This window comes from Methanosarcina mangrovi, from assembly GCF_052057765.1.
Taxonomy (GTDB): Archaea; Halobacteriota; Methanosarcinia; order Methanosarcinales; family Methanosarcinaceae; genus Methanosarcina.
On sequence record NZ_CP195120.1, the window covers coordinates 221,386 to 241,307 of the forward strand.

The 19,922-nt window shown below is 37.9% G+C and carries 30 protein-coding genes; 24 read left to right on the forward strand and 6 right to left on the reverse strand.

Annotated elements, in window-relative coordinates; all coding sequences use genetic code 11:
* Positions 1-328 precede the first annotated feature (328 nt).
* Together ACSAZL_RS01055 and ACSAZL_RS01060 are read right to left on the reverse strand one after the other, a co-directional pair.
* A complete protein-coding gene (locus tag ACSAZL_RS01055; protein WP_440946913.1) occupies positions 329-499 on the reverse strand; it encodes a hypothetical protein in 171 nt (56 codons plus the stop codon).
* A gap of 611 nt (positions 500-1,110) precedes the next feature.
* Positions 1,111-3,255: a PatA/PatG family cyanobactin maturation protease gene (locus ACSAZL_RS01060; RefSeq protein ID WP_440946914.1), complete on the reverse strand. Its 2,145-nt coding sequence runs from the start codon at positions 3,253-3,255 to the stop codon at positions 1,111-1,113.
* Positions 3,256-3,577: 322 nt separating this feature from the next.
* Here ACSAZL_RS01060 and ACSAZL_RS01065 point away from each other — a divergent pair, with 322 nt between their 5' ends.
* From ACSAZL_RS01065 to ACSAZL_RS01085, 5 genes are all read left to right on the forward strand, one after another.
* On the forward strand, positions 3,578-4,144 hold the full coding sequence (locus ACSAZL_RS01065) for a hypothetical protein (protein WP_440946915.1): 567 nt from the start codon (positions 3,578-3,580) through the stop codon (positions 4,142-4,144).
* Between the two features lie 1,609 nt (positions 4,145-5,753).
* Positions 5,754-5,909, forward strand: coding sequence for a hypothetical protein (locus ACSAZL_RS01070; RefSeq protein ID WP_440946916.1), 156 nt, complete (start codon positions 5,754-5,756; stop codon positions 5,907-5,909).
* A complete protein-coding gene (locus ACSAZL_RS01075) occupies positions 5,906-6,049 on the forward strand; it encodes a hypothetical protein (RefSeq protein WP_440946917.1) in 144 nt (47 codons plus the stop codon). The genes ACSAZL_RS01070 and ACSAZL_RS01075 overlap by 4 nt, the downstream gene beginning before the upstream one ends.
* Positions 6,050-6,168: 119 nt before the next feature.
* Positions 6,169-6,993 (forward strand): winged helix-turn-helix transcriptional regulator, encoded by an 825-nt coding sequence (locus ACSAZL_RS01080; protein WP_440946918.1) that lies wholly within the window; start codon positions 6,169-6,171, stop codon positions 6,991-6,993.
* 438 nt (positions 6,994-7,431) lie between these two features.
* Positions 7,432-7,581 (forward strand): hypothetical protein, encoded by a 150-nt coding sequence (locus ACSAZL_RS01085; RefSeq protein ID WP_440946919.1) that lies wholly within the window; start codon positions 7,432-7,434, stop codon positions 7,579-7,581.
* A gap of 33 nt (positions 7,582-7,614) precedes the next feature.
* On the opposite strand, the gene ACSAZL_RS01090 is transcribed toward ACSAZL_RS01085, so the two are convergent.
* Complete coding sequence (locus ACSAZL_RS01090) at positions 7,615-7,743, reverse strand: hypothetical protein (protein WP_440946920.1); 129 nt, start codon at positions 7,741-7,743, stop codon at positions 7,615-7,617.
* Between ACSAZL_RS01090 and ACSAZL_RS01095 the strand changes: the two genes are divergently transcribed.
* The 15 genes from ACSAZL_RS01095 (at position 7,742) to ACSAZL_RS01165 (ending at position 15,216) form a co-directional block, all read left to right on the forward strand.
* Complete coding sequence (locus ACSAZL_RS01095; RefSeq protein ID WP_440946921.1) at positions 7,742-7,990, forward strand: hypothetical protein; 249 nt, start codon at positions 7,742-7,744, stop codon at positions 7,988-7,990. The two genes, ACSAZL_RS01090 and ACSAZL_RS01095, sit on opposite strands and share 2 nt — an antisense overlap.
* Positions 7,987-8,355: a hypothetical protein gene (locus ACSAZL_RS01100; protein WP_440946922.1), complete on the forward strand. Its 369-nt coding sequence runs from the start codon at positions 7,987-7,989 to the stop codon at positions 8,353-8,355. Before ACSAZL_RS01095 ends, ACSAZL_RS01100 begins: the two co-directional genes overlap by 4 nt.
* 106 nt (positions 8,356-8,461) lie before the next feature.
* Positions 8,462-8,656, forward strand: coding sequence for a hypothetical protein (locus ACSAZL_RS01105; RefSeq protein ID WP_440946923.1), 195 nt, complete (start codon positions 8,462-8,464; stop codon positions 8,654-8,656).
* Entirely contained in the window at positions 8,653-8,778 is a 126-nt protein-coding gene (locus ACSAZL_RS01110; RefSeq protein ID WP_440946924.1) for a hypothetical protein, read from the forward strand. Before ACSAZL_RS01105 ends, ACSAZL_RS01110 begins: the two co-directional genes overlap by 4 nt.
* Positions 8,779-9,188: 410 nt before the next feature.
* Positions 9,189-9,677, forward strand: a complete 489-nt coding sequence (locus ACSAZL_RS01115; RefSeq protein ID WP_440946925.1) for a hypothetical protein — start codon at positions 9,189-9,191, stop codon at positions 9,675-9,677.
* The gene (locus tag ACSAZL_RS01120) at positions 9,674-9,817 is read left to right on the forward strand and encodes a hypothetical protein (RefSeq protein ID WP_440946926.1); all 144 of its coding nucleotides are present in this window, start codon (positions 9,674-9,676) and stop codon (positions 9,815-9,817) included. The genes ACSAZL_RS01115 and ACSAZL_RS01120 overlap by 4 nt, the downstream gene beginning before the upstream one ends.
* Complete coding sequence (locus tag ACSAZL_RS01125) at positions 9,814-9,981, forward strand: hypothetical protein (protein WP_440946927.1); 168 nt, start codon at positions 9,814-9,816, stop codon at positions 9,979-9,981. Before ACSAZL_RS01120 ends, ACSAZL_RS01125 begins: the two co-directional genes overlap by 4 nt.
* Positions 9,981-10,127 carry a hypothetical protein gene (locus tag ACSAZL_RS01130; protein ID WP_440946928.1) on the forward strand — a complete coding sequence of 49 codons (147 nt, stop codon included), beginning with the start codon at positions 9,981-9,983 and terminating at the stop codon, positions 10,125-10,127. The genes ACSAZL_RS01125 and ACSAZL_RS01130 overlap by 1 nt, the downstream gene beginning before the upstream one ends.
* Complete coding sequence (locus tag ACSAZL_RS01135) at positions 10,127-10,582, forward strand: hypothetical protein (RefSeq protein ID WP_440946929.1); 456 nt, start codon at positions 10,127-10,129, stop codon at positions 10,580-10,582. Before ACSAZL_RS01130 ends, ACSAZL_RS01135 begins: the two co-directional genes overlap by 1 nt.
* Positions 10,579-10,815, forward strand: a complete 237-nt coding sequence (locus tag ACSAZL_RS01140) for a hypothetical protein (RefSeq protein ID WP_440946930.1) — start codon at positions 10,579-10,581, stop codon at positions 10,813-10,815. Before ACSAZL_RS01135 ends, ACSAZL_RS01140 begins: the two co-directional genes overlap by 4 nt.
* Positions 10,815-12,467, forward strand: a complete 1,653-nt coding sequence (locus ACSAZL_RS01145; RefSeq protein WP_440946931.1) for a ParB/RepB/Spo0J family partition protein — start codon at positions 10,815-10,817, stop codon at positions 12,465-12,467. The genes ACSAZL_RS01140 and ACSAZL_RS01145 overlap by 1 nt, the downstream gene beginning before the upstream one ends.
* Positions 12,464-12,643 (forward strand): hypothetical protein, encoded by a 180-nt coding sequence (locus ACSAZL_RS01150; protein ID WP_440946932.1) that lies wholly within the window; start codon positions 12,464-12,466, stop codon positions 12,641-12,643. Before ACSAZL_RS01145 ends, ACSAZL_RS01150 begins: the two co-directional genes overlap by 4 nt.
* A gap of 112 nt (positions 12,644-12,755) precedes the next feature.
* The gene (locus tag ACSAZL_RS01155; protein WP_440946933.1) at positions 12,756-13,169 is read left to right on the forward strand and encodes a hypothetical protein; all 414 of its coding nucleotides are present in this window, start codon (positions 12,756-12,758) and stop codon (positions 13,167-13,169) included.
* Positions 13,166-13,918, forward strand: a complete 753-nt coding sequence (locus ACSAZL_RS01160) for a hypothetical protein (protein ID WP_440946934.1) — start codon at positions 13,166-13,168, stop codon at positions 13,916-13,918. The genes ACSAZL_RS01155 and ACSAZL_RS01160 overlap by 4 nt, the downstream gene beginning before the upstream one ends.
* Positions 13,919-14,424: 506 nt before the next feature.
* Positions 14,425-15,216 (forward strand): hypothetical protein, encoded by a 792-nt coding sequence (locus ACSAZL_RS01165; protein ID WP_440946935.1) that lies wholly within the window; start codon positions 14,425-14,427, stop codon positions 15,214-15,216.
* On the opposite strand, the gene ACSAZL_RS01170 is transcribed toward ACSAZL_RS01165, so the two are convergent.
* The 3 genes from ACSAZL_RS01170 to ACSAZL_RS01180 form a co-directional block, all read right to left on the reverse strand.
* Entirely contained in the window at positions 15,188-15,862 is a 675-nt protein-coding gene (locus ACSAZL_RS01170; RefSeq protein WP_440946936.1) for a hypothetical protein, read from the reverse strand. The genes ACSAZL_RS01165 and ACSAZL_RS01170 overlap by 29 nt on opposite strands.
* Before the next feature lie 78 nt (positions 15,863-15,940).
* A complete protein-coding gene (locus tag ACSAZL_RS01175; RefSeq protein ID WP_440946937.1) occupies positions 15,941-16,144 on the reverse strand; it encodes a hypothetical protein in 204 nt (67 codons plus the stop codon).
* A complete protein-coding gene (locus ACSAZL_RS01180) occupies positions 16,141-16,443 on the reverse strand; it encodes a hypothetical protein (RefSeq protein ID WP_440946938.1) in 303 nt (100 codons plus the stop codon). Before ACSAZL_RS01180 ends, ACSAZL_RS01175 begins: the two co-directional genes overlap by 4 nt.
* 162 nt (positions 16,444-16,605) lie before the next feature.
* On the opposite strand from ACSAZL_RS01180, the gene ACSAZL_RS01185 reads away from it, so the two are divergent.
* The 4 genes from ACSAZL_RS01185 (at position 16,606) to ACSAZL_RS01200 (ending at position 19,626) form a co-directional block, all read left to right on the forward strand.
* On the forward strand, positions 16,606-16,803 hold the full coding sequence (locus ACSAZL_RS01185; protein WP_440946939.1) for a hypothetical protein: 198 nt from the start codon (positions 16,606-16,608) through the stop codon (positions 16,801-16,803).
* A gap of 693 nt (positions 16,804-17,496) precedes the next feature.
* Positions 17,497-18,399, forward strand: coding sequence for a TIGR04255 family protein (locus tag ACSAZL_RS01190; protein ID WP_440946940.1), 903 nt, complete (start codon positions 17,497-17,499; stop codon positions 18,397-18,399).
* Complete coding sequence (locus ACSAZL_RS01195) at positions 18,392-18,625, forward strand: hypothetical protein (protein WP_440946941.1); 234 nt, start codon at positions 18,392-18,394, stop codon at positions 18,623-18,625. The genes ACSAZL_RS01190 and ACSAZL_RS01195 overlap by 8 nt, the downstream gene beginning before the upstream one ends.
* Positions 18,622-19,626, forward strand: a complete 1,005-nt coding sequence (locus ACSAZL_RS01200) for a hypothetical protein (protein ID WP_440946942.1) — start codon at positions 18,622-18,624, stop codon at positions 19,624-19,626. The genes ACSAZL_RS01195 and ACSAZL_RS01200 overlap by 4 nt, the downstream gene beginning before the upstream one ends.
* The last annotated feature ends 296 nt before the right edge of the window (positions 19,627-19,922 follow it).

The window sequence follows — 19,922 nt, forward strand, 5'->3', positions numbered from 1 at the left end:
GGCAATTCTCAGACTGACTGATTCCTGCCTCGATTTTCGCAGTGCTGACATTTCTCACAACGGGTTTTGCCTGCGTTGGTAGTCTCATAGCAATTTCCTCCTTAGCTTTAACTCCTGACCACTGAGTCACTCAATTTTGGGCTACCCAAAAAATGAGTGTTTGGATAGCTGTAACCGCCCAGTTACAACTATCCATCACCTCTGAGCAGTCAATTTCATTATCTATACCAAATAATCAGTGGCGGATATCCATGCTAAAAAGCACGAACAACTGCCTCAGACTACATAGGTGTTAAACCACAAATCGTCTGTACTGCAAAATCCGGCATTAGAGAACTTTGCTTAAGCCGGAGCATGCAGCCAGGCAAACAGCCTTTCCTGTAGCGTTTGGTATAAGGTTACAACCCATTTCACAAAGGCCAGACTGACTGATTCCTGCCTCGATTTTTGCCGTGCTAACACTTCTCATAACAGGTTTTGCTTGTTTTGGTAATTTCATAATAACATCCTCCTTAGTTCTGATATATGGCCACTATGAGTCACTCAATTTTGGGATACCCAAAAAATGAGTGTTTGGATAGCTCGCAACCTGACAGGTCGTAGCTATCTATCACCTCTGAGCAGTCAATTTCATTGTCTATACCAAATAATCAGTGGCGGATATCCATGCTAAAAAACACGAACAACTGCCCCAGACTACATAGGTGTTAAACCACAAATCGTCTGTACTGCAAAATCCGGCATTAGAGAACTTTGCCTAAGCCGGAGCATGCAGCCAGGCAAATAGCCTTTCCTGTAGCGTTTGGTATAAGGTTACAACCCATTTCACAAAGGCCAGACTGACTGATTCCTGCCTCGATTTTTGCCGTGCTAACACTTCTCATAACAGGTTTTGCTTGTTTTGGTAATTTCATAAGAACTTCCTCCGATCTCTTTTTGTTCATTTCCCTTAATGGGAGCTATTCTGTCACCACACAAGTGACAATTTGAAACAAATTGTCCCTGCTTATTATCACCGTCCTCGTCACAACGACAAAGATTGCAACTATAGAGTGGATACCACCCTAGGTGACGAAATCCTAGGGTGGCAAGTAATCAAATAGCTCCATCTTAGTACACATACCAAGACCGTATCTCTCCAACTGTAACAGGTACCACGTCACTCACATCGATGGTATATCGAAACACCCTTCTGGCTTCTGTTTCACGTTTTTTCGGGTTGAAGAACGTCAGCTTTACATCCCAACAATCAGAATCCGGCCGGCAGACAGGACTTCGTTCAGTCTCAATTTTATCCAGCACCTGGTCATTCAGAATTACCTCACTAAAAACGATCAATGCCTGGTATGCGTTTGTCCCGGCAAAGTTCATCGCCCTATCTGATGAAACCCGACCCATGTTCATACATTCGTAATATACCCGATCCAAGAAGTCAGAAATTTCTTTCTCTACTTCTTCCTTATCGATATCCTGGGACTCCAGGCTCCTTACGACTTGGCTTATCAATTCTTCCTTATTCCAACCGTACATCCCCCTCAATTCCGGTATAATAACCGGAACTGTCTGGCCCGAAAGGAGTTTTACATTTCCTTCAATGACTCCTGGAATCGATACCCTCTCAATATTTTTGTCCTCGTCTGTTTCCTTATAATCCCGCAGAAATTCGAGTAATCGCTTGTATGTCGTCGAGGCAAAACTGCCTGTAGGGCGGATTGCATAAGCAGGGGTACCTTCAATATCGAGGGTCCATATAAGTGATTCAGCATACTCGGGATTTGTCTCCAAGAGGTCCAGCAGCCTATTCTCAAATGGGATTGGTGGTTTTCCAGGTTCATCTGACTCTACACTCTGGATAAAAGCATCTTTTCGTGCTTCGGTCCCGAAGTCATAACCCGGTGTGCCAAGAGTATATACGAGGGACTGCCTGCTCGCAGCTCTCGTAACAGGGGTCTGCGCAGGCATGACAGGCCGCATAGCCGCCTCCTGGTTTGCCATAATTGATTCTGCTGCCTGTACTTCAGATGCAAGAATCTGGGACGTAGTTACATTTTTTGTCTGCTCGTTAAGTTCGTTCGTTTCTTCCATCTTCTTTTTTGGACAACTACATTTTCCTTCTATATTTTCAGTCATATTATCCTCCTGTGTCTGTTTTTTCGTTCGTTTGTTTTTGGTGTCTATCGATTTTGGCTCAATAGAATCAGGATCTTCCAGAGCTTTCATTGCGTCCAGGGTAGAACTCAGAATCGAAGACGCTGCCATCTCTGGATTAAATGTTGTAAATTCCGAATTCTGCACGCCAAGAAAAGGCAAGCTTTTTGAAGATTCCACCATCTCTATGCCCGCACTCTCCCGAATTTGTTGTATTGAATTGTGACTGTTAGTCACAACTTGTTGTTTCGTGACAAGATCATATGCCCCTCCAACATTGAGACGACCCCTTAGATAGCGAGAACAATCTAAACCTTCGGAGGGAATACAACGATAAGCACTCTGTAGAATGGCTTCCCTCACAGCATAGGGATTAGGTTTGTCCCCCCTTTGTGTCTGGATGCTCAAAAGCAAAGCAACAATACCAGAAACTATCGGAGTGGCAAAGCTGGTGCCACTTTTGGTGGCAACACCACCGCCAGGTGCAGCACCCCGCAATTTTTCGCCAAGTGCAAGAATACCGTTATTTTGATACGTCTCTCCCCAATTACTAAACTTGAGAGGCGATCCCTTAGCATCCATTGCCCCTACTGCAAGGATCGAGGAAATGGCAGCTGGCACATGAAGGCATTGACACCCGTCATTTCCCGCAGCTGCAACGATTAAAACATTGTTTTCGGCGCAGAGGCGAACAGCCTTGTCAAGTAGTGGGTGAGGTTCACCAGAGGAATCAAGTTCACCGCCACTTATGTTTATGACATGGGCTCCTTGTTCAACTGCTTGTGTGATGGCGTGAGCGAGATCAATCTGCGAACAGGGCACTATTGAATCAGCAGGCCCATCCGCAAAAACAGGAATGATGAGTCCACGACAGCCGGGTGAAATTCCACGGATAGGGCTGCCATGCTGGCCAAATATTAAGCTGGCAACATGAGTTCCATGTTTCGTAGCTGGTCCATCCTTGGCAACGTCCGAAACTAAAGATTCTAATTGGGTTATTTTGGCTTTACCGAAACACGGATGTGTAAGGTCGACCGGACCATCGAGGACTGCAATGCAAATATTGGCATCTCCTTCAATCTGCATTATAAGCTTTATTGCCTTCATGGTAAACACCTAATATTATTACATTTGCTGTGCAAATTTCACAGCATCTTTTTTTCTGTGAACAAAGCTAAAATAAAATACGCAGGTAGAAATAGGCTGCCCAGATAGTGTACGTATGGCATGCGCATAATTCGTTTGATATGCGCATTGAAAAATAAGTGAATTAGGACTGTATACACCTGGAATCAAAAATCAAGTACATTAGACACTGTAACTAAATGTACTTGAGAACGTTGAAGGTTTTAAAGCATACTTATTACTCAGTTTAACTTCGGAAATCCTATAAATTTTAAAAAATGTCTGAAATTCGGAGTGAATTATTGTGAAAACACATCGAATTTCTACTACAATTTCGCAGAAACATTGGGAATTATTAAAAAAGCACACCGAAAAATTTGAAACGCAGCAAAAAACATTAGAACTTGCACTGGAAAATCTGGAAAAGATCCTGAAGCTAAGTCCAGAATTAACCTCAGAAGAGAAATATTGGATACGCCTTAAACGGGCAAAATCATTAGTTATTATAGAAAAAACTGCCTTTAAGTTCCTAATAGAAACCACTGATATTGAGCTGCTAAGTGAGCTTTTTATCCGGAATAAAACCGTAGAATATACAATAGAGCTCTACTTTCAGAAGCCTTTCGCAGAATGCAATCTAAATGAAGTTATAGATGGTCTAATTATTAATCTCAAAATAACTAACTGGATAGATACTGCAGATTACATCGACAACGGCTACTATTATAAGCTGATAATAACCCATGATCTTGGATCTACTTTTTCAAAAATGCTTACACTGTCAATTGAAAACGTGTTTAAAACTTATGGGGTCAAGGCAGATAGCACGTTTTCTCCAAAGACAATTTTTGTAAAGATATTTAAAAGCTAGTACTCATAGCCTTACTTCAGCGGCTTAGAACAATTAATTCAATGATTTTATTTCCTAATGCCTTCTCCTGCCAGAATCAAATATTTTCTTCCTTTTAAGTGCTTATGACCCTGTGTTTTATCCGGAAATAATTTAGGGGTAAGGCAAATCTCAAAATAGCCTCAAGGTTATGTAAAATAAGTCTTCCATCGCATGTGGATTCTATTGTAAAAAAACAAAAGTTTCCTCTTATTTTGTTGTTCTGCACTTTTTGAGGCTAGAACAGCCTTTTTTGGCAAATGAAAACCCCCCTCTAATGAAAACTTCAAAATTCGTATTCATCGAATTCTGTGACCTGATAACAGGATACTAGGTCGTATAATCGGAATATGCCTGTGCAGCAGTTGAATCTTGAAGTTCAACAGAACTCTTATGAAACTCTACAGTAGCTGAACGCCTTGTCCAGAGATAGCCAATAAGAAAACCGTCTAATGAAAAGAAAATTAGTATTGCAATACTAAACATATCACTGTTTTAAAAACCACCAATGCTGGTTTAACGATTTCTGCATACTGCCCCAGTCTGGTATCTGGGTCATCTGGGTCAGTCCAATCGCAACCAGAATATTAGCTAACCAATCCGAGATCTAATCCAGATTTGAGTTCTCTCCATAAATTCCGGCATTAAATGACCTTTTTTTGGTTGATGTGCCTCCTATATTACTTGATCCCATTTGAAGTGATTCTTGAGACATGACCGTGGTATTCCAAAGATGAAGCCAATAAGTATTCCAGATATAAAGAAAGCACCAACATTAAGAAAGCCTGTTCCAATTATCGATTTAAACTGAGAATAGTTGGGGGACTGACATGCAAATATTACAATGTCTCCCAGACCACAAAAGAAAATTATAACGAGCCATAATATGACTCCTCCAGTTGATGAAAATAACTATTTTGCCAAATAAGGCCTTTAAAGAAAAATCCAATTTTAGACAAGGCTGAAAAATTCAACTTCGAATTGACAGTAAAAATACAATGCTGCCGAGAATTCTACGAATTTCTATAATGAAATTGTTTCGATACCAGTTAGGACTTACAGTTTTTCCCCGCAGATTTGTGTATAAAAGCGAACTAAAAAATCAGTATCCCGTCTCATAATACTTTATATATCTATCGGACATCCTTATTAATCAAAAATATCTGCATATTTCAAAAAACAAGTCGCTCAACATTGCGGTTAAATTTCATATATTTGGTAGCACACAAGATATATCCGACTTTCCGCAGATGTCCTTTCAATTTTCACAATTTTTCCTGTTATCGTTTTTTCTGAAAACCACCCCGGTTACTCAAGCGTGTATTTTTGAAATTTTCCCAACTTTTTGGCCTTTTGCCTTCATTGAAAATTTCCAGTAGTCATTTCCCTAAGCTTCAGTTGCTATCATAACTGTAAATTTTCGAATAATTCTCCAAAAACGATATCAGGAAAAATGTTATTTTTTTGAAGGCATCTGCGGAAAGTCAGATATATAATCTGTTATTTATAAAAAAATTCAATAGCTACACTCATGGTGTCCTAGATCATAAGATTCATATGGAATTTTCTCTCACTTTTTTGGGGTGATTTGTTGACAGGCTCTAATTCAGTAAACTCTTGTAAGGAAGTTATTTTGACTTCTACAGGAAAAGAATACGTTGTTGAACGCTTGAAGAATAATTCTCCTCGTTCTGAAACCTTACTTTCCCTTATTTTGGTAGAGGAAGATGAAGAGGTGCCATTATGACATACATAAAGCAGGGACAGAAAAAAGCTCACAAAGCGACTGTGCCAAAGGGAACAAATGCCATAACCTTGGAGTTGAACTGTGAAACACACAAAGTAAACTATCCCTTACCCCCTATGACCCAAAAGGAAACAAGATGAAAACTTACTCTGAAAAGATGGTCCAGAAGGTATAGACGGTAAAATAAGCCTCAAAATATCCTCTAAAGATGGTCTGGAGTCGGGAGTCTGGAAGTTCGAGGTAAAAGGAGTATCTGTCGTTGAAAAAGAGGATTACACGTTTAATGCCTTTGCGCACCATTAAGCTTCAAAAAAAGCTTATCCTCTGCTTATTATTTTTTTCATTTGTTCTTTTAATATCAACATCTGAGGCTCATGAATATATAGTACAGCCCATTCCAAGTGATCAAGTAGGGGTTCCAATTAATGGAGGAGAAGTAACGAAGCTTGAGATCATTGAAATACCCTACTGGCAGTTTCTGTTATGGCTGGGTACGATGTATATCTTAGCTACAATTGATCTTTTCTATCCTCAGAAGTTATTTTTCACAATAGTAGGATATCGAATTGTAAACCCTGGGAATGTACTTGAAAACTCTAGCCGCTTTAGAGTTTATGGCTATATCCAGACTAAACCCGGAGCATACATTAGTGAAATTGTAGAACACGTTGGTTTAGACGGAGAAATAGTAAAATACCACGTTAAAACCCTTAAAGCTAAGAAAAAAATTGAAGCCTATAAAGACGGCGGAAAGACGAGGTATTTCGGAAATCTTTTGGTTTATGACGAGGACGAGAAAAAAGTTTTTTCTGCTCTTCAAAACCAGACGAATAAAAAAATAATTGAGGAAATAATGGATGAAAGGTGTAATACAAATGTAGCTCTTGCTCATGAAATTGGAGTTTCCAGGCCAACAGTTAGCTGGTATATTAAAAACCTGAGAGAAATTGGCCTTGTTATGGAAATAAAAGATGGAAAAAATATAATTTACAGAATAACTCCTGAATATAAACTCCTTATTGAAAAATATACAGATACCTTAATGGAGAAAACAGAGCTGCAACAGCTAACAGTAATGACTTAAAATGTAGTCCAGGAATTTTCCCTGATGGGTGAAAATACAGCTTTATGAATGATTCAGTGAATTAGATTTTTTCAGCCAGAAGATATTTTAGCATGAAGAAATTGTAACATCAAAAAAGAGTGTAAAAAGGAAAAGTGCTCCGATGGGGATTTGAACCCTACTATTGGGAAGTAAGGCTCCCGTCCCCTCTTTGCATACGCACCTCAATAGAATGACGTCGATATTGAGCGGGTCGGTCGAGTCTTTTAAAAGAGTTCCCGCTCTCAATCTCAGTTTCACGTGTTAGCAGCACGTTCTACTGAGGTATAAATCTATATACCAATATTACTTTAAAAAGTTATCTGCCCTTAAAGTTTATATAGTCCTATTAACATACCGAAAAATAAGCATCTGAAATTTAGCAGATTTCAGAGAGCTGTTGTAAATGGTCGAGTTAAGATGGAAAACAAAACAAATAGCGTTAGCTCTGCTTTTCAGCAGAATGGTATAGTCGAAGATCCTGATGCCTGTTATAGGCCAATGCTCTCTCGTTATTATTCAACCCGTCCGGACCAGAACTGCGTTTCTGATGAAGGGAGGGATGCTTGATGTTCAACCCTTCAATAATGGGCTGCAACTCTATCAGGAAATGCAGATTATTTCGAAGGCAAGGAACAAACGGTTTTTGTCAGCTTGCAGGGAAACAGCTTCAGTATCTCCGCAAATGCCCGAAGCACCAGGACAGCCCCCAGAACCAGGAGGTTCAGGCATGAGTACCCCCCTGGTAATTTCCCTAAAAAAGATGGGAGGATCTATAACAAGAGATGTTCCCTGCTGTCCGGAATGCAAAAAATCAAACGTGCATAGAAGGATAAAAGCAAAAACATGGACCTGTGAAAGCTGCGGCTGGTCCGGGAAAAACCCTGGAAAAAAACCTTCAACCTATGTTGTAAAATTGCCGAAGGCTTTGAAGGAAAGATTTGCTCAGAAAATGAACTCTGAGGGGGCAGAGGCATGACTTTCAAGCCATCTGTCGAGGCCTGTAAAGGCTGCAGAAACTTGATATGGACTTCTCATGCAGGACGGCGCCGGCAGATCTGCGCAGTCTCTGACAGGATCCCCGGAAACATGACAGAATGTCCCTTGCATCTGTTAGATATGGATAGGACGATGGCAGAAGCCTGCAGGGTCAGTCCTGAGAACTCACATAGAAATGTCCCTGTTGGAAACTTTGTAGACGCTCTGATACTTTGTGGAGGCCTGAACATTAAGTTCACCTCCCCGCAGGCAAGAAAAGATCGGGAAGAATATCAGGAAATTATCAGCTGCATTGTGAAGGCCGCTAGGAAGCATGGCTACGAGATCCCGGAGGCAGAGGCATGAGCTCCCGTGATGTCCTCCTGTCCCCTGTCTGCATCACTGGAATGCTCCTTGCAATCCTTGCATGTGGGTTAATGTATCTGTTCTTTGGTTCAACGGAGGCAGAGATATGAACAAACTGAACAGGCCTCCGAATTTTAAGCCAAGTGCTCAGAATTGTGCAAAGATCAGATGCCCGCACCTGAAATCCAGAGATAGCATTCGCAAAAGTGGAGCAAATTCTGTTATTACTTATTGCCAGTTATGCGGCGGCTATCCCAAACGGCTGCAGAAATGTCCTGATAAAGGGGAGGTCCAGGCATGAGCAGAAAAATCCATTATCCCAGGATCTGCAGGTCCGGAATTGATTCCCAGGTCCGGATCAAAAGCCTAACAAATCCCGATACCAGGAGGGCTTTGAAGGGAGGGAGATCTCATGCCTGCTAACAATCCATGGGGGACCCCAAAAAAAATAAAAATATTTTTAGACCTGGTATTGTTTTCAGGGCTGATATTTGGAATTTCGTTATCAACGGCAGGATATTCCTATATTTTTTCAATTTTTTTGTCGGTTCTTATAATCGGTTCCGCTGTGACTCTGCCTGCTTATCTGCTTTCAGGAGGAAGAGTATGAACTTCCTGAATAGAGAACAGACAGTAACTAACGCTTCCGTAATTGGATACTTGGCGTTAGGGAGCTGTATGTCAAGTCTGGTTCTTTCGTTGTACCCTCCTTCTCGTATGATGTGCATGGGTGTGGCATTTGGTGACCTGCTAATATTTTATGTCTGTGATAAGATAGACAAAAACCATTTACGGAAAAAACAATTCTCGGACCTGGAGCTGGGGGTGAAGCAGTGACTCTCAGCGTAGACGACGAAAACAGTTTTTGGGAATTGCATAAAAAAGTATGTGGTTTCGAAGGGGAATTTGAAAAATACACATGCTTAGGCTTCGAAACATACTATTGTCCCGAATGCAATTCTCAATATTACATTGACAACGGCTGTTTCTTTGGGGAGGTAATAACAGCCCCTGCAACTGAAAGAGAAGAGGACTATCCAGAGATAGGAACATTGCAGGAATTAAGGCCTGAAATCCTTTATTTTGCCCTTGCAATTGAGCAGGTCCTGAAGGAAAAAGGCGATTCCTTAACGACAATGAACAGATATGGCCTTATTCTAAAATTCCGCGAAGAATTCAGAGAAATACATTATATTTTAGTGGATGATGCTTTTGCCGAGAGTGGTTTTTCAGAGATATTGAATCGGTTGCAGACCAAACTGGAGGACCTTGGAGCAGTTGCTGGGATGCTCTGGCTTAGAACCAAGGAGGAACAGCAATGAACCTCCGTAACTGCAGGAAGACATACAAGCGGATCCGGAGAGCCAGGATATACTGCAGGGCTAAGGAGCTTGCACGGAACATCCAGCCGGAACCAACCTTGTACGAAATGAAAATGGCTGTCCTGGGGGCGAGATCGTGAGCCAGAAGACAGTTATTTGCCCATACTGTGATTACCATGGAAAACCTACCCGGGAAATCAAGACAACTGAAATGCTCTCTTACTGTCCTATTTGTGAAAAATTAATAGTTTCTGCCTCGTTCCCTCCGGAAAGGCTTTTGCAGATCATTCAGGAGGCCTTCTGATGGCTGCATTATTTAGGGAATGCTGCAAGAAATGCAAAGGTTATGCTCACAACTCTGTAAATCATGGGGTTGGTTGCTATGGTTGCCACAATGATTGTGAAGCCTGCAAAAGCGAATGTAAAAAGCTAATTCCGGGGGGCTTCTGATGGGTGCATTAATCGACTCGAAAGACCGGAAATCCATCCGGGAGGAAAAACGATTGGGATTCCCCTATCCTGTAAAAAAACGAAAGCAAAAACATAACCTGATCGGGGAAATTCCGATAAACACGTTAAATGACGCTGATTATCAGTCGATGGTCAATCATGCTCCTGAAGAACTCAAAAAACAGTTTGACCGCACAAGTCCATTGACGTATTATGACATCCGCGATGTGTATTTCATCAAACAGCACATGCCTAAGAAGTCAGCAGGAGCCGGTTCTGTCAGGTATGCTTTTTTGTTTGGGGATTACGGCATTGAATTTGCCGAATGCTGTAACATCGAAGAAGCAAAGAAAACTGCCATAAAGCTGGCGATAAAGAGGAATGAGCCGTTAAGTAGAGTGTATAGCGGGAGCCCCAAGGGCAGAAAATGGAAACGAGTGAGAGGGATAGCATGAACCCCTGTTTATCTATCCGGCAGATCTTGCAGCCAGTAATTCTACCTTCCTTGATAGGAGCACTTTTTGTTGCAGCTGGAGATGCTCAGGCAGCAAATCTCATCTGGTCCGTTTCAAATCCTCTCCTAGTCTGGCATAATTGCAGGACCCGGGACTATTCCCAGGCATTTCTCTTCTTCGTGTTCTGGATCATAGCATTTGCAGGAATGCTCCTGCAGGTTGGGGTGATTTGATGGCCAGGGCAGCCTCTAAAACTAAGCCGGCGTCAGGAAGCCGCAAAAAAAAGGTTGTTGACCCTCCAGCATTTATTATCCCTGTTGAAGCCGATAATATTGTCCAGGAAGGAGCTGAAGAAGAGGATAATTCGAACCAGGATAATTCAGAAGATAAATCAAATTGGTGGACCTGCCCGAAATGTAAGAATCAACTTAAGCATTTTCATGATGGATCTTCTCTTTGTCACAAATGCTATGGAAGATATCTCCGGACCGATCAGATAAACTTAACAGGCCTGAATCCCAGGAAGCATTTTGACGATACAGAACTAGCTGAACTGCAGGCAAGCATCAAAGAGTATGGGATCCTCGAGCCCCTGATAGTCAGGCCTGCAGCTCAAGGCATGTTTGACCTGGTTGCAGGTGAAAGGCGTTTCCGATCTGCCTGCAACCTGCAGCTCGGATTGGTACCTGTGGAAATCCTGGATCTCGATGACCAGCAGGTCCAGGACATTATGCTGATTGAAAACATCCAGAGGTCCCAGCTGGGCCCTATGGAAGAGGCCTGGGCCATCAGAGACAGGCTTTCCCAGGGAGATATCGCCCAGGCAGAGCTTGCTGGCAAATTGGGAAAAACCCAGCCCTGGCTGGCAAACCGTTTGAGATTGCTGCAGGCTCCGATGGATCTTCAAGAAATGATTATTTCCCGGGAAATAACCCCGAAACATGTAATTCTCCTACTGAAGTACACAAAGTATCCCGTATACAAAGAAATCTATGCTGAACTAAAAGAAAAGACCGCAAGAGACGGAAATGTATCTGTAAAAACACTTGAGTCCTTAATAAACAACAAAATTGAGTACGGCAAGGAAACTTTTGACCTGGAGGACCTTTCATATGAGTACAGAGAACTGAAGTCATATCTGGACCTAACAAACTGCACAAAATGCAGTGACTTTGTTATTATAAACAAATATGGGAAAAAGAATCGGTTTTGTCTGAATAAGGCCTGCTGGCAAAAGCTTGTAAACCAGGCAAAAAAGAAGCTGGATGATGCATTTGAAAAGGAACTTGAAAGGCTAAAGAAAAAAACTGCTGTGGACCTGAAAAAGCTTCCTTATGATCGGTATAATAAACTGAAATATGCAAATTTTGACACAAAAGCTTGCGTCAACTGCGACAACAAGCAATTTTCCACTGAAAAGGAAGCAGTTTGCCTGGATCCAAAGTGCTTCAAGAAAAAAAATAATGCTAAAGAAAAACAAAAGCAGCAGAAAATAAGAGATGAAGCTGCAGTTTGCTGGGCCGCCGTGGATGAGTTTCTAGATAGGGTCCCAGATTTAGAAAACATCCCGGATAGTGGAATGAATAAGGAAATACTGCGGACAATGGTCCGGATTTTTGGGATTGCGATTTGGGGAGAAACTGCCCGAAAAGGCCTGAATAGATGGGGAAAAGTTCCGACATCACAATATACGGATGAGTATAAGGCCTTTCTGGCAAGCATCCCTGATAAGGACCTAGATAAGGTGATGATCCGGCTCATGGTAGCTGTGAGATTTACCCAGGGTAGCTGTGGCGGGACCAGTAACGGACCTAATATTGAGACTTTAAAAGAAATTCTTCCTGCAGCTGCACCTTACTACAAAGCTCCGGAGGCAGCCAAATGAGTAAGATAAGAGAATGCTGCCAGCGCTGTGAAAATGGTCCTTCTTTTGTCTGCAATCCTTGTGACGGCTGCGGTCCTGATTCCTGTGAAAGCTGTGAAGATAAAGGACAGTGTTTTGGCTGCTGTGCAGAAAAGGTCCTTGGTTTTCAACCTATCCACTGGGAGAAGGGGTTCTAATGGCTGGCATAATTGTTGCTGAGTTTCCCGGATTGAATTACGAAACCCTCAGGGCCCGGATCTGGGAGTTTATTGACCTGATTGAGCCCAGGAAAAAAACGGAGGGAGACGAGTGATATTTCCCTTTCTTTATATTTGCACAGCCTGCAGCGACCTGGAAAGCCCTTTAGGAGAATACTGCGCCCTGATAACCTATGAGGATTTTCCTCCTGAAAATGTAGTAGGAACTGGAGTTCGATGTGTAAGAGGATATCCTGTAACTCAAGACTGGCACTGGATTCCAAGATTGCAGGCCCTTGAACCGTACAAGGATATTCTAATTTCTCTTTTATGGGAATGCGAGTTATGGGGATCTAGACCTCCATCAAATGAGGAGCAGCTCTGGACCCAGGCAGTTGAGCAGATCCGAGAAATAAGGAGGTGTCAGAGGCAAGCCCGAAAAGAGATAAGGAAACGTCTGGCAGTTCATGACAGAATGTTTCAAATGACCGCCAGCTGGGTTGTTTTGAAGAGGGACTGCAAATGAACTCTGCAGCTGCAGAACTTTTTGGGTCCTCCATAATGAGCAGGGAACTTGTCAAGGAAGTCCTCAAGGAACTCTTCCGGGAAGAACCTAAGCTCTTAATCAATGTCTTAGGAGCATATCCCGATGTTCAGAAAAGCCTCAGTGATAACGACACAAATGAAGAAAATTCAATCTTAAAAAAGCGATCAGGGGAAAAAATACAACAGTTTAAAACATTATTACATGATCCAGAGATTAAGGAATGTCTTAATTATATAACATGGGATTTTCTGGCTACTTCTGACCTACAGATAATTACAAGACTTGCCGAAGTTGAAAAAATGCTATCTCTTTCTAGTTTTGTTGATGAAGACGATGAAATAAATGTTCCCAAACAGATTGAGCTTCTTTCTCAGAGAGTTGATGATTTAGAAGAGTTGGGGACGTGTCAGAAACCAAACATAGAAAATGATATTCATTTCCAGGCTAGTAAATGTACAGCGTACGCGATGTATCTACACAATTATCTAAAAACAAAAGTAAAGCCCAGAAATGAAGAGATATTTCTTACTTCCCCAGAACTCATGAACTTCTTCAAGAATATTGTTCCTGAGGAATATAACATACAATACACTATAAAAACAAACCAAAACGTTAGAAAACTGAAAAAAGACGTTCTGGAAAAAGCATTAATCATGTTCCCTAATAACATTTTTCTAAGTAAGAAAAAGACGGGAAGAAGGGAAGTGAGGGTTATATTCAGACCGTAACCAACCGTAACCAAGTTACGGACAATATAGAAAACAAGAATGAAAGAAAAGAGTTGAAACCTATGAAATTATCAAAATGAAAAAAATGTTTTTCTATGAAAAGAAAAACAACTGATTAAGGGGCGCGAAGTTCCGAAGTAAAAAGAGAAAATTAAACATGATTAGTGTTAGATATAGTAGAGAAAATAGGTTAGAAAGGGAAGAAATCTGCCTTAAGAGGCTGGTTTTTTATGAAAACGTCCGTAACTTGGTTACGGTCTGTTACGATTTCTTATCTAAATAAATATTTTAAATGGGTTCTGTCAAGTCTACGGGAGTTGAGCTAATTTTAAACGCTGTCAAAAATTGGGAGTTTTTAGAGATATTAGGAGTTTTATAATTGTTTTCAATTAATAGATTTATTAATAAAGTTCAATCTTCCCACATAATATAATTTTTAGAAATATATTCTCAAAAGTATGATAAAATCGGTTAGTTTTTAAATTATTAAATAATCGTACGTATTTATGGGCGGAAGTTTAGCAGTTTTCAAGTTGATAAATCCAGATAAAGAAAATTTAATGAAAAAAGAACTGAATTCAAGTTCTCAATGTAGTTTTGCCGACCTTAACTTATCGGATGGATTAGGATATGCTAAATCAGTACTAAAGTTTAGACACTACGATGATGTAAACAACCGAATTCATTATATTGCTACTCATTATTCAGATACGATAAACGCACCGATTAGAATTTTTTTGGATAATATTGAGGATGTTTTTGCAGAGTTAGTTAATACAGATATTCAAAACATTCCAAGAGGTATGCACACCGTTAATCAGTATCAGCCAATGGATGAATTTGATGTTGTGATAGATCTCGGATCTGAAGAGATATTCGTATTTGTTAATAAAAAAATTGCAAACGTTTTTATGAAAAGATTCAAGAAATCTAAATATCTAACTTTTGAAAAAATATATTTTAATATGAGAAATATTAAAAATATTCCAGATTTAGCAGATATTTGGGGATTATGGGAAAATAGTACTGGTAGATGCAAGAAAAAAGCTTTTTTTGGAACTAACGTACATGAACATGAAGAAGTAAATATGGATAATGTAACTTCATATAATGTTAATTATGAGTATGACGGCGAAACAATAGTAAATTTCTTCATTATGATTGATTGCCGTTTAAGTAGTACATCAAAGAGAATAACAAACGCAGAGTTATTTGAAACGTACAATGTGGTAAAAAACAGTTTAGGAATTACGAATATTGCAAATAATGCTATAGAAGTTTTTGAAGAAGAGATTTAATTTCATCAAACGTGTGTCCTGTGGCACTAATCGAGTTTAAACTAATATCTACTTCAGTTTTAAAAATCTCATCATTGCCTTTAATTTTAATTGAGTAATTGTTAAGTGTAAATCCTTTTGGAGTATATATTTTTACATAGTTCCAACTATAAGGTAAGTAAATAACTGCTTGACATGCTTTAACTTTTTCAAATAGTCCTTTAGTCCGATCAATTTCATTTAATACTTTAGAAAATCTCTCAATTTTTGAATTTAAATCTCTCACACCACATTCTGTTTTTAATACATCAATGAAAATTTCATCCCATTCATTGTGAATTATTTTTAAAGTAAAAATATCAAATTTAATAGTTAAAGATATCATATTTTCTTTAAGTAAATTATAGTCGTTATAACTGATTAAAAATTGTTTTAAATCTTCCTTGATTAAATTAAATTCTTTTTTTGGTTTATATGTAACATTCATTTTTATTTGAGCTTCTTCGTTAAGAAGGTAAGATTTTAATTTTAAAAGTCTATTCACAATATTACATCTATGTTCTCCTATTATTCCTATAGCTCCAAAAAATAAACCAATACCCAAACTAAGAAGTGATACAGTATTCCCAAAAATAGGTGAGCTAAATAAATTATATAATTCGGTCATGTTATACATTGTATCACTTGTTATCTAATTAATCGTGTTTACATTATAATATGATGTAAGCTATGTGAAAGTGATTGATCAATCAATTCTTATCCACCAATAAATTGCCTTCCCTTGTTTTCCTTTTCTTAACAATTTTTTTCGATGAAGTGAATCAAGATATTTTTTCGTGGTCGCCCATGATAATTCAGATCTAGTTGCAATATCAGAAGTCGATAATGGTTTTTGAGCATGATATAAAACCGTTACTATTCTTTTCTCTACTGGAGTTAAGTCACTCATTTCATCAATTCCATTGTTACTTTAGTTATTTCATCCGAATTAGGGCTTCCTTTAACGAGTTTAAATCTTACCTTAAATTCTCCTTTGTTTTCTTTTGTAATCCCCATCTCAGTAGAGATGTCTAAAGGGATGCGTATCATAAACTGTTTACCATCCCATGATAAATTCACGTCTTTTTCTATCTCATATGGCTTATGTTTGATAGCTTCCTCTATCGCTTTTGGCACAGTTGAATAATCAAGTTTTTTCGGCACTTCATAATGTTCTTCAATTTGTTTAGTCTTAGCGGATTTTTTCATTATTATCTATATATTTATCGTACGTCAATATATTTAATCTTATCCGCAACTCGTACAATTCGTACGATTTATATGTTTATTATTTATATGTTAAACACCTATTAGATATCGTCCGACAAATGAAATTTATAGAGAATAGTAACATAATAAGAGGTCTCAACAATGAAGATCACTGAAATCAAAATCGGACCGAAAGTAAAGTACCAAAATCATAAATGGATAGGTACAGTACAGGACATTAAAGAAAAGTTTGATGAAGTTGTAGTTATTTTCGAAGGTGATGGCGCACTGGAATTTATTGACGTAGATGTGTCATTAAGAAGGCCTGCTGCAGCTGAGAGCTGCGGATATCCTGGATAATTTCGATCAAGTCCTTCATTCAAAAATAACACAATTGTCTTTATTAACGTATGCTTTTGATACTGGATTTTTGATTACTGATAACGTTTTTGCTCTGCCACCATATCATTAAACCCTTAACTGGTAGTCGGCATTTTGGTCTTGGCCAAGTTCCTGGGTTCCTCCAAGAAGGCCTTCCTAGGGAGTTTCACCTCCATTTCCCGGAAGATCTTCCTAACCCGAGGAGAAAACTCCTTGTAGCTGCAGATCAGGACTAGGATTTAAGGGCGTAATTCTGAGTTTTGAGATCAGCTCATAGAGAAAAGAAAATGAGATGTTTAAAAATTAAGGAAACTCTAATTCTTCAAGGGATGTAGATATACCACAATATTATTAGACCACATGAGGGATTTGAAGGTAAGACATCTGCTGAAGTTTATGGAATAGAACTGAAGGGTGAAAATAAGTGGATAATACTTATCCAAAATGTTAGTTTAATGTAAAAACAATCTAAAATTTTTATTTTATATTCAACAATTTTATTTAAATTATTTTCTAAGTTTAGTTTGCTAAACTTAATTATCTATTTTCAAATAGGTTATCAGATATCGGTTAGCAGTACCGTAAATTACTTATTTCTTCTAAGCATTTATTGATTTAATAGAAGCTTGTATCTAAAGTTTTTATACAAGTTTGACGGATGGGCATCATACGATGGGTTCAATTATAGATAAATCGGTTATAAAACGTGAAGATTTTCATCATAATTTTTTGACTAAAGGCATAATTAGACTTGATTATGTAGGTATAATCGATATAAAAGACACTATTAAAGAATTATCAAGTTATCTGCACGAAAAAGGATATACAGAAGAATCAGAATATAATATAAATGAACTATCCATCAAACTTTCTGATCCGATAAAGATTGAAACTATGAAGTCAATTTCTACTGAAGAATTTACAAGGAACAAATCTTATAAATTTTTTAACCCAAACGATAAAAATTATTTTGAGATTACTAAATTTTTTATTACTTTAGTAATTGACTACAGTACTTATAAATCATCTGATTACTACATAGATCTATTTGCTGGAATCTCTGAAAAAATTCTATCATCAAAAGATACTTTTATTAAACCATTAAGAATCGGTCAGCGGAAAATAAATTCTTTAGTTATATTCGGGAGAGAATCAGATCTTAAGAAAGAAATGATTTCCAATTATTTTGAAACGCCATATTTTTCCGCTCCTTTTGAGATTTCAAGTAAAATAGGCACCCCTTCTGAATTAATAGTACATAATGCCGTAGATACTTTAAACTTTGACGATATATCTGTCAATATAACTAGGAACATTTCGAAAGGGTTATTAAGAATAAGGGAGAGTAAAAAAAGCGCACTACGTCTGTTATTTGACATAGATTGTTATTTAAGTGAAGATCTGCAAGACGTACTTAATGATCGCTCAATAAAAGCAACATTAACTGCTTTTAATAAATTAAATTTTGATTTATATAAAAATGCGATAACATTAGAATTTATTCAAAAACTTACTTCGGATGAAGAATTCAGTGATTCGAATATAATAGGGGTTCGGAGGAACAATTTTGGATGAATTTGAAAGCCCATACGAAAACGAATATATCGAGTATGTTTCGAGACTAGAAAGGGAACTAGATGATTTAGCTCGAAAATATGAACCAAAATATCATGCAATTGAAACCGATGATCCAAATGTTGTGTTTGAAACAATGGTTGATATTGAAGACTATAGTGTTGTACATCAAGTAACACCGAATAAAGATAAAAATAATTGGAAAAATGTTATGGTAAAAAGATGATTCCTAAATTCACACCTGAATTTTTTGAGGATTCTTTAAATCTTGATGTATATATCATTGGATATAGAAACCAAGGAGAAAGTATAATCTTAATAATCAAATCGGATGAGAATATAAGTTTCGCTTGCATAATTGATTGTTTTGAGTATAAACGAATAAATAAAACAATGGATATTTTAGATTCTCTTAAAGCTAATCATTTAGATATGGTTTGCTGGACACATCCAGATATGGATCATTCATTGGGCATTGATAAAATATTATCTAAATATGCTAATAATAATACTACTGTTTGGATACCTGAGACTTTAGGTGATAGGGATACTTATGCGTATAATAGACGTGTTAAAGAAACTTTTGATACAATTAATCAAAATTTAATATCCCGTGATCATTCTTCTTTTCATGCTAAGTCCGCAAGCGATTCTAAAAATTTAACCAAATTATGGTATGAGTATGTAAAGGAGAGAAAAACATATGAGTTTGAAGTTATATCCGTGTCACCGTGTTCTGAATTAATTAGAAGAAATAGAATCTGCCAAAAAGTATTACAGAAAAACGACTATTCTATTGCACTTTACGTTAGGTTTGGTAGCCTTGAACTGTTTTTTGGGGGAGATATAGAAAATAATAACATAGATGAATTAGTAAACGTTTCTCCCTTTTTCTTTCCAAAAACTTTTAACTTATTAAAAATTCCACATCACACATCAATTTATTCAGATCACATGCTTGATTTACTTGATACATCAAATAAAACTATTTTAGCTTGCTCAACCGTGTTTAGAAAAAATAAGAATAAGTTGCCTGATAAAAAGTTAATTGAAAGATATAAAAAATACTCTCATAAGTTTTTATGTACCGGAGAAACTACAGGGAAAACTGAAGAGTGTAATTATGGGTACATACAAGTCACATATGATCTTTTAAGAGAAAATTATAATTATCTCACTAATGGAAATGCAAATATAGTTTTTGAAAATCTGGTTGATTCAAATTAAACCATTTTTTTTCAATAACGGTAGACTCTAAAAAACTAAACCTGTGTTTTTCTTACACTTTTTTTGCATTCACCTGCATGTAATCTGCCAAATTTCCCTTATTCATATACAATATAGAATATTTTAAAAACAAAACATTCTATCTAAATAAAGTTCGGAAGTTTCGTATAAAGTAAGTGAATCCAATCATAAGTAAAAAGCACAACTTTTAAGAATAATTAATACAGTTAAAAACAAACTTCCGTTTTTGGTTTCTATTTCTAAATCTTATTTATTATTTTTTTCTTAATATACAC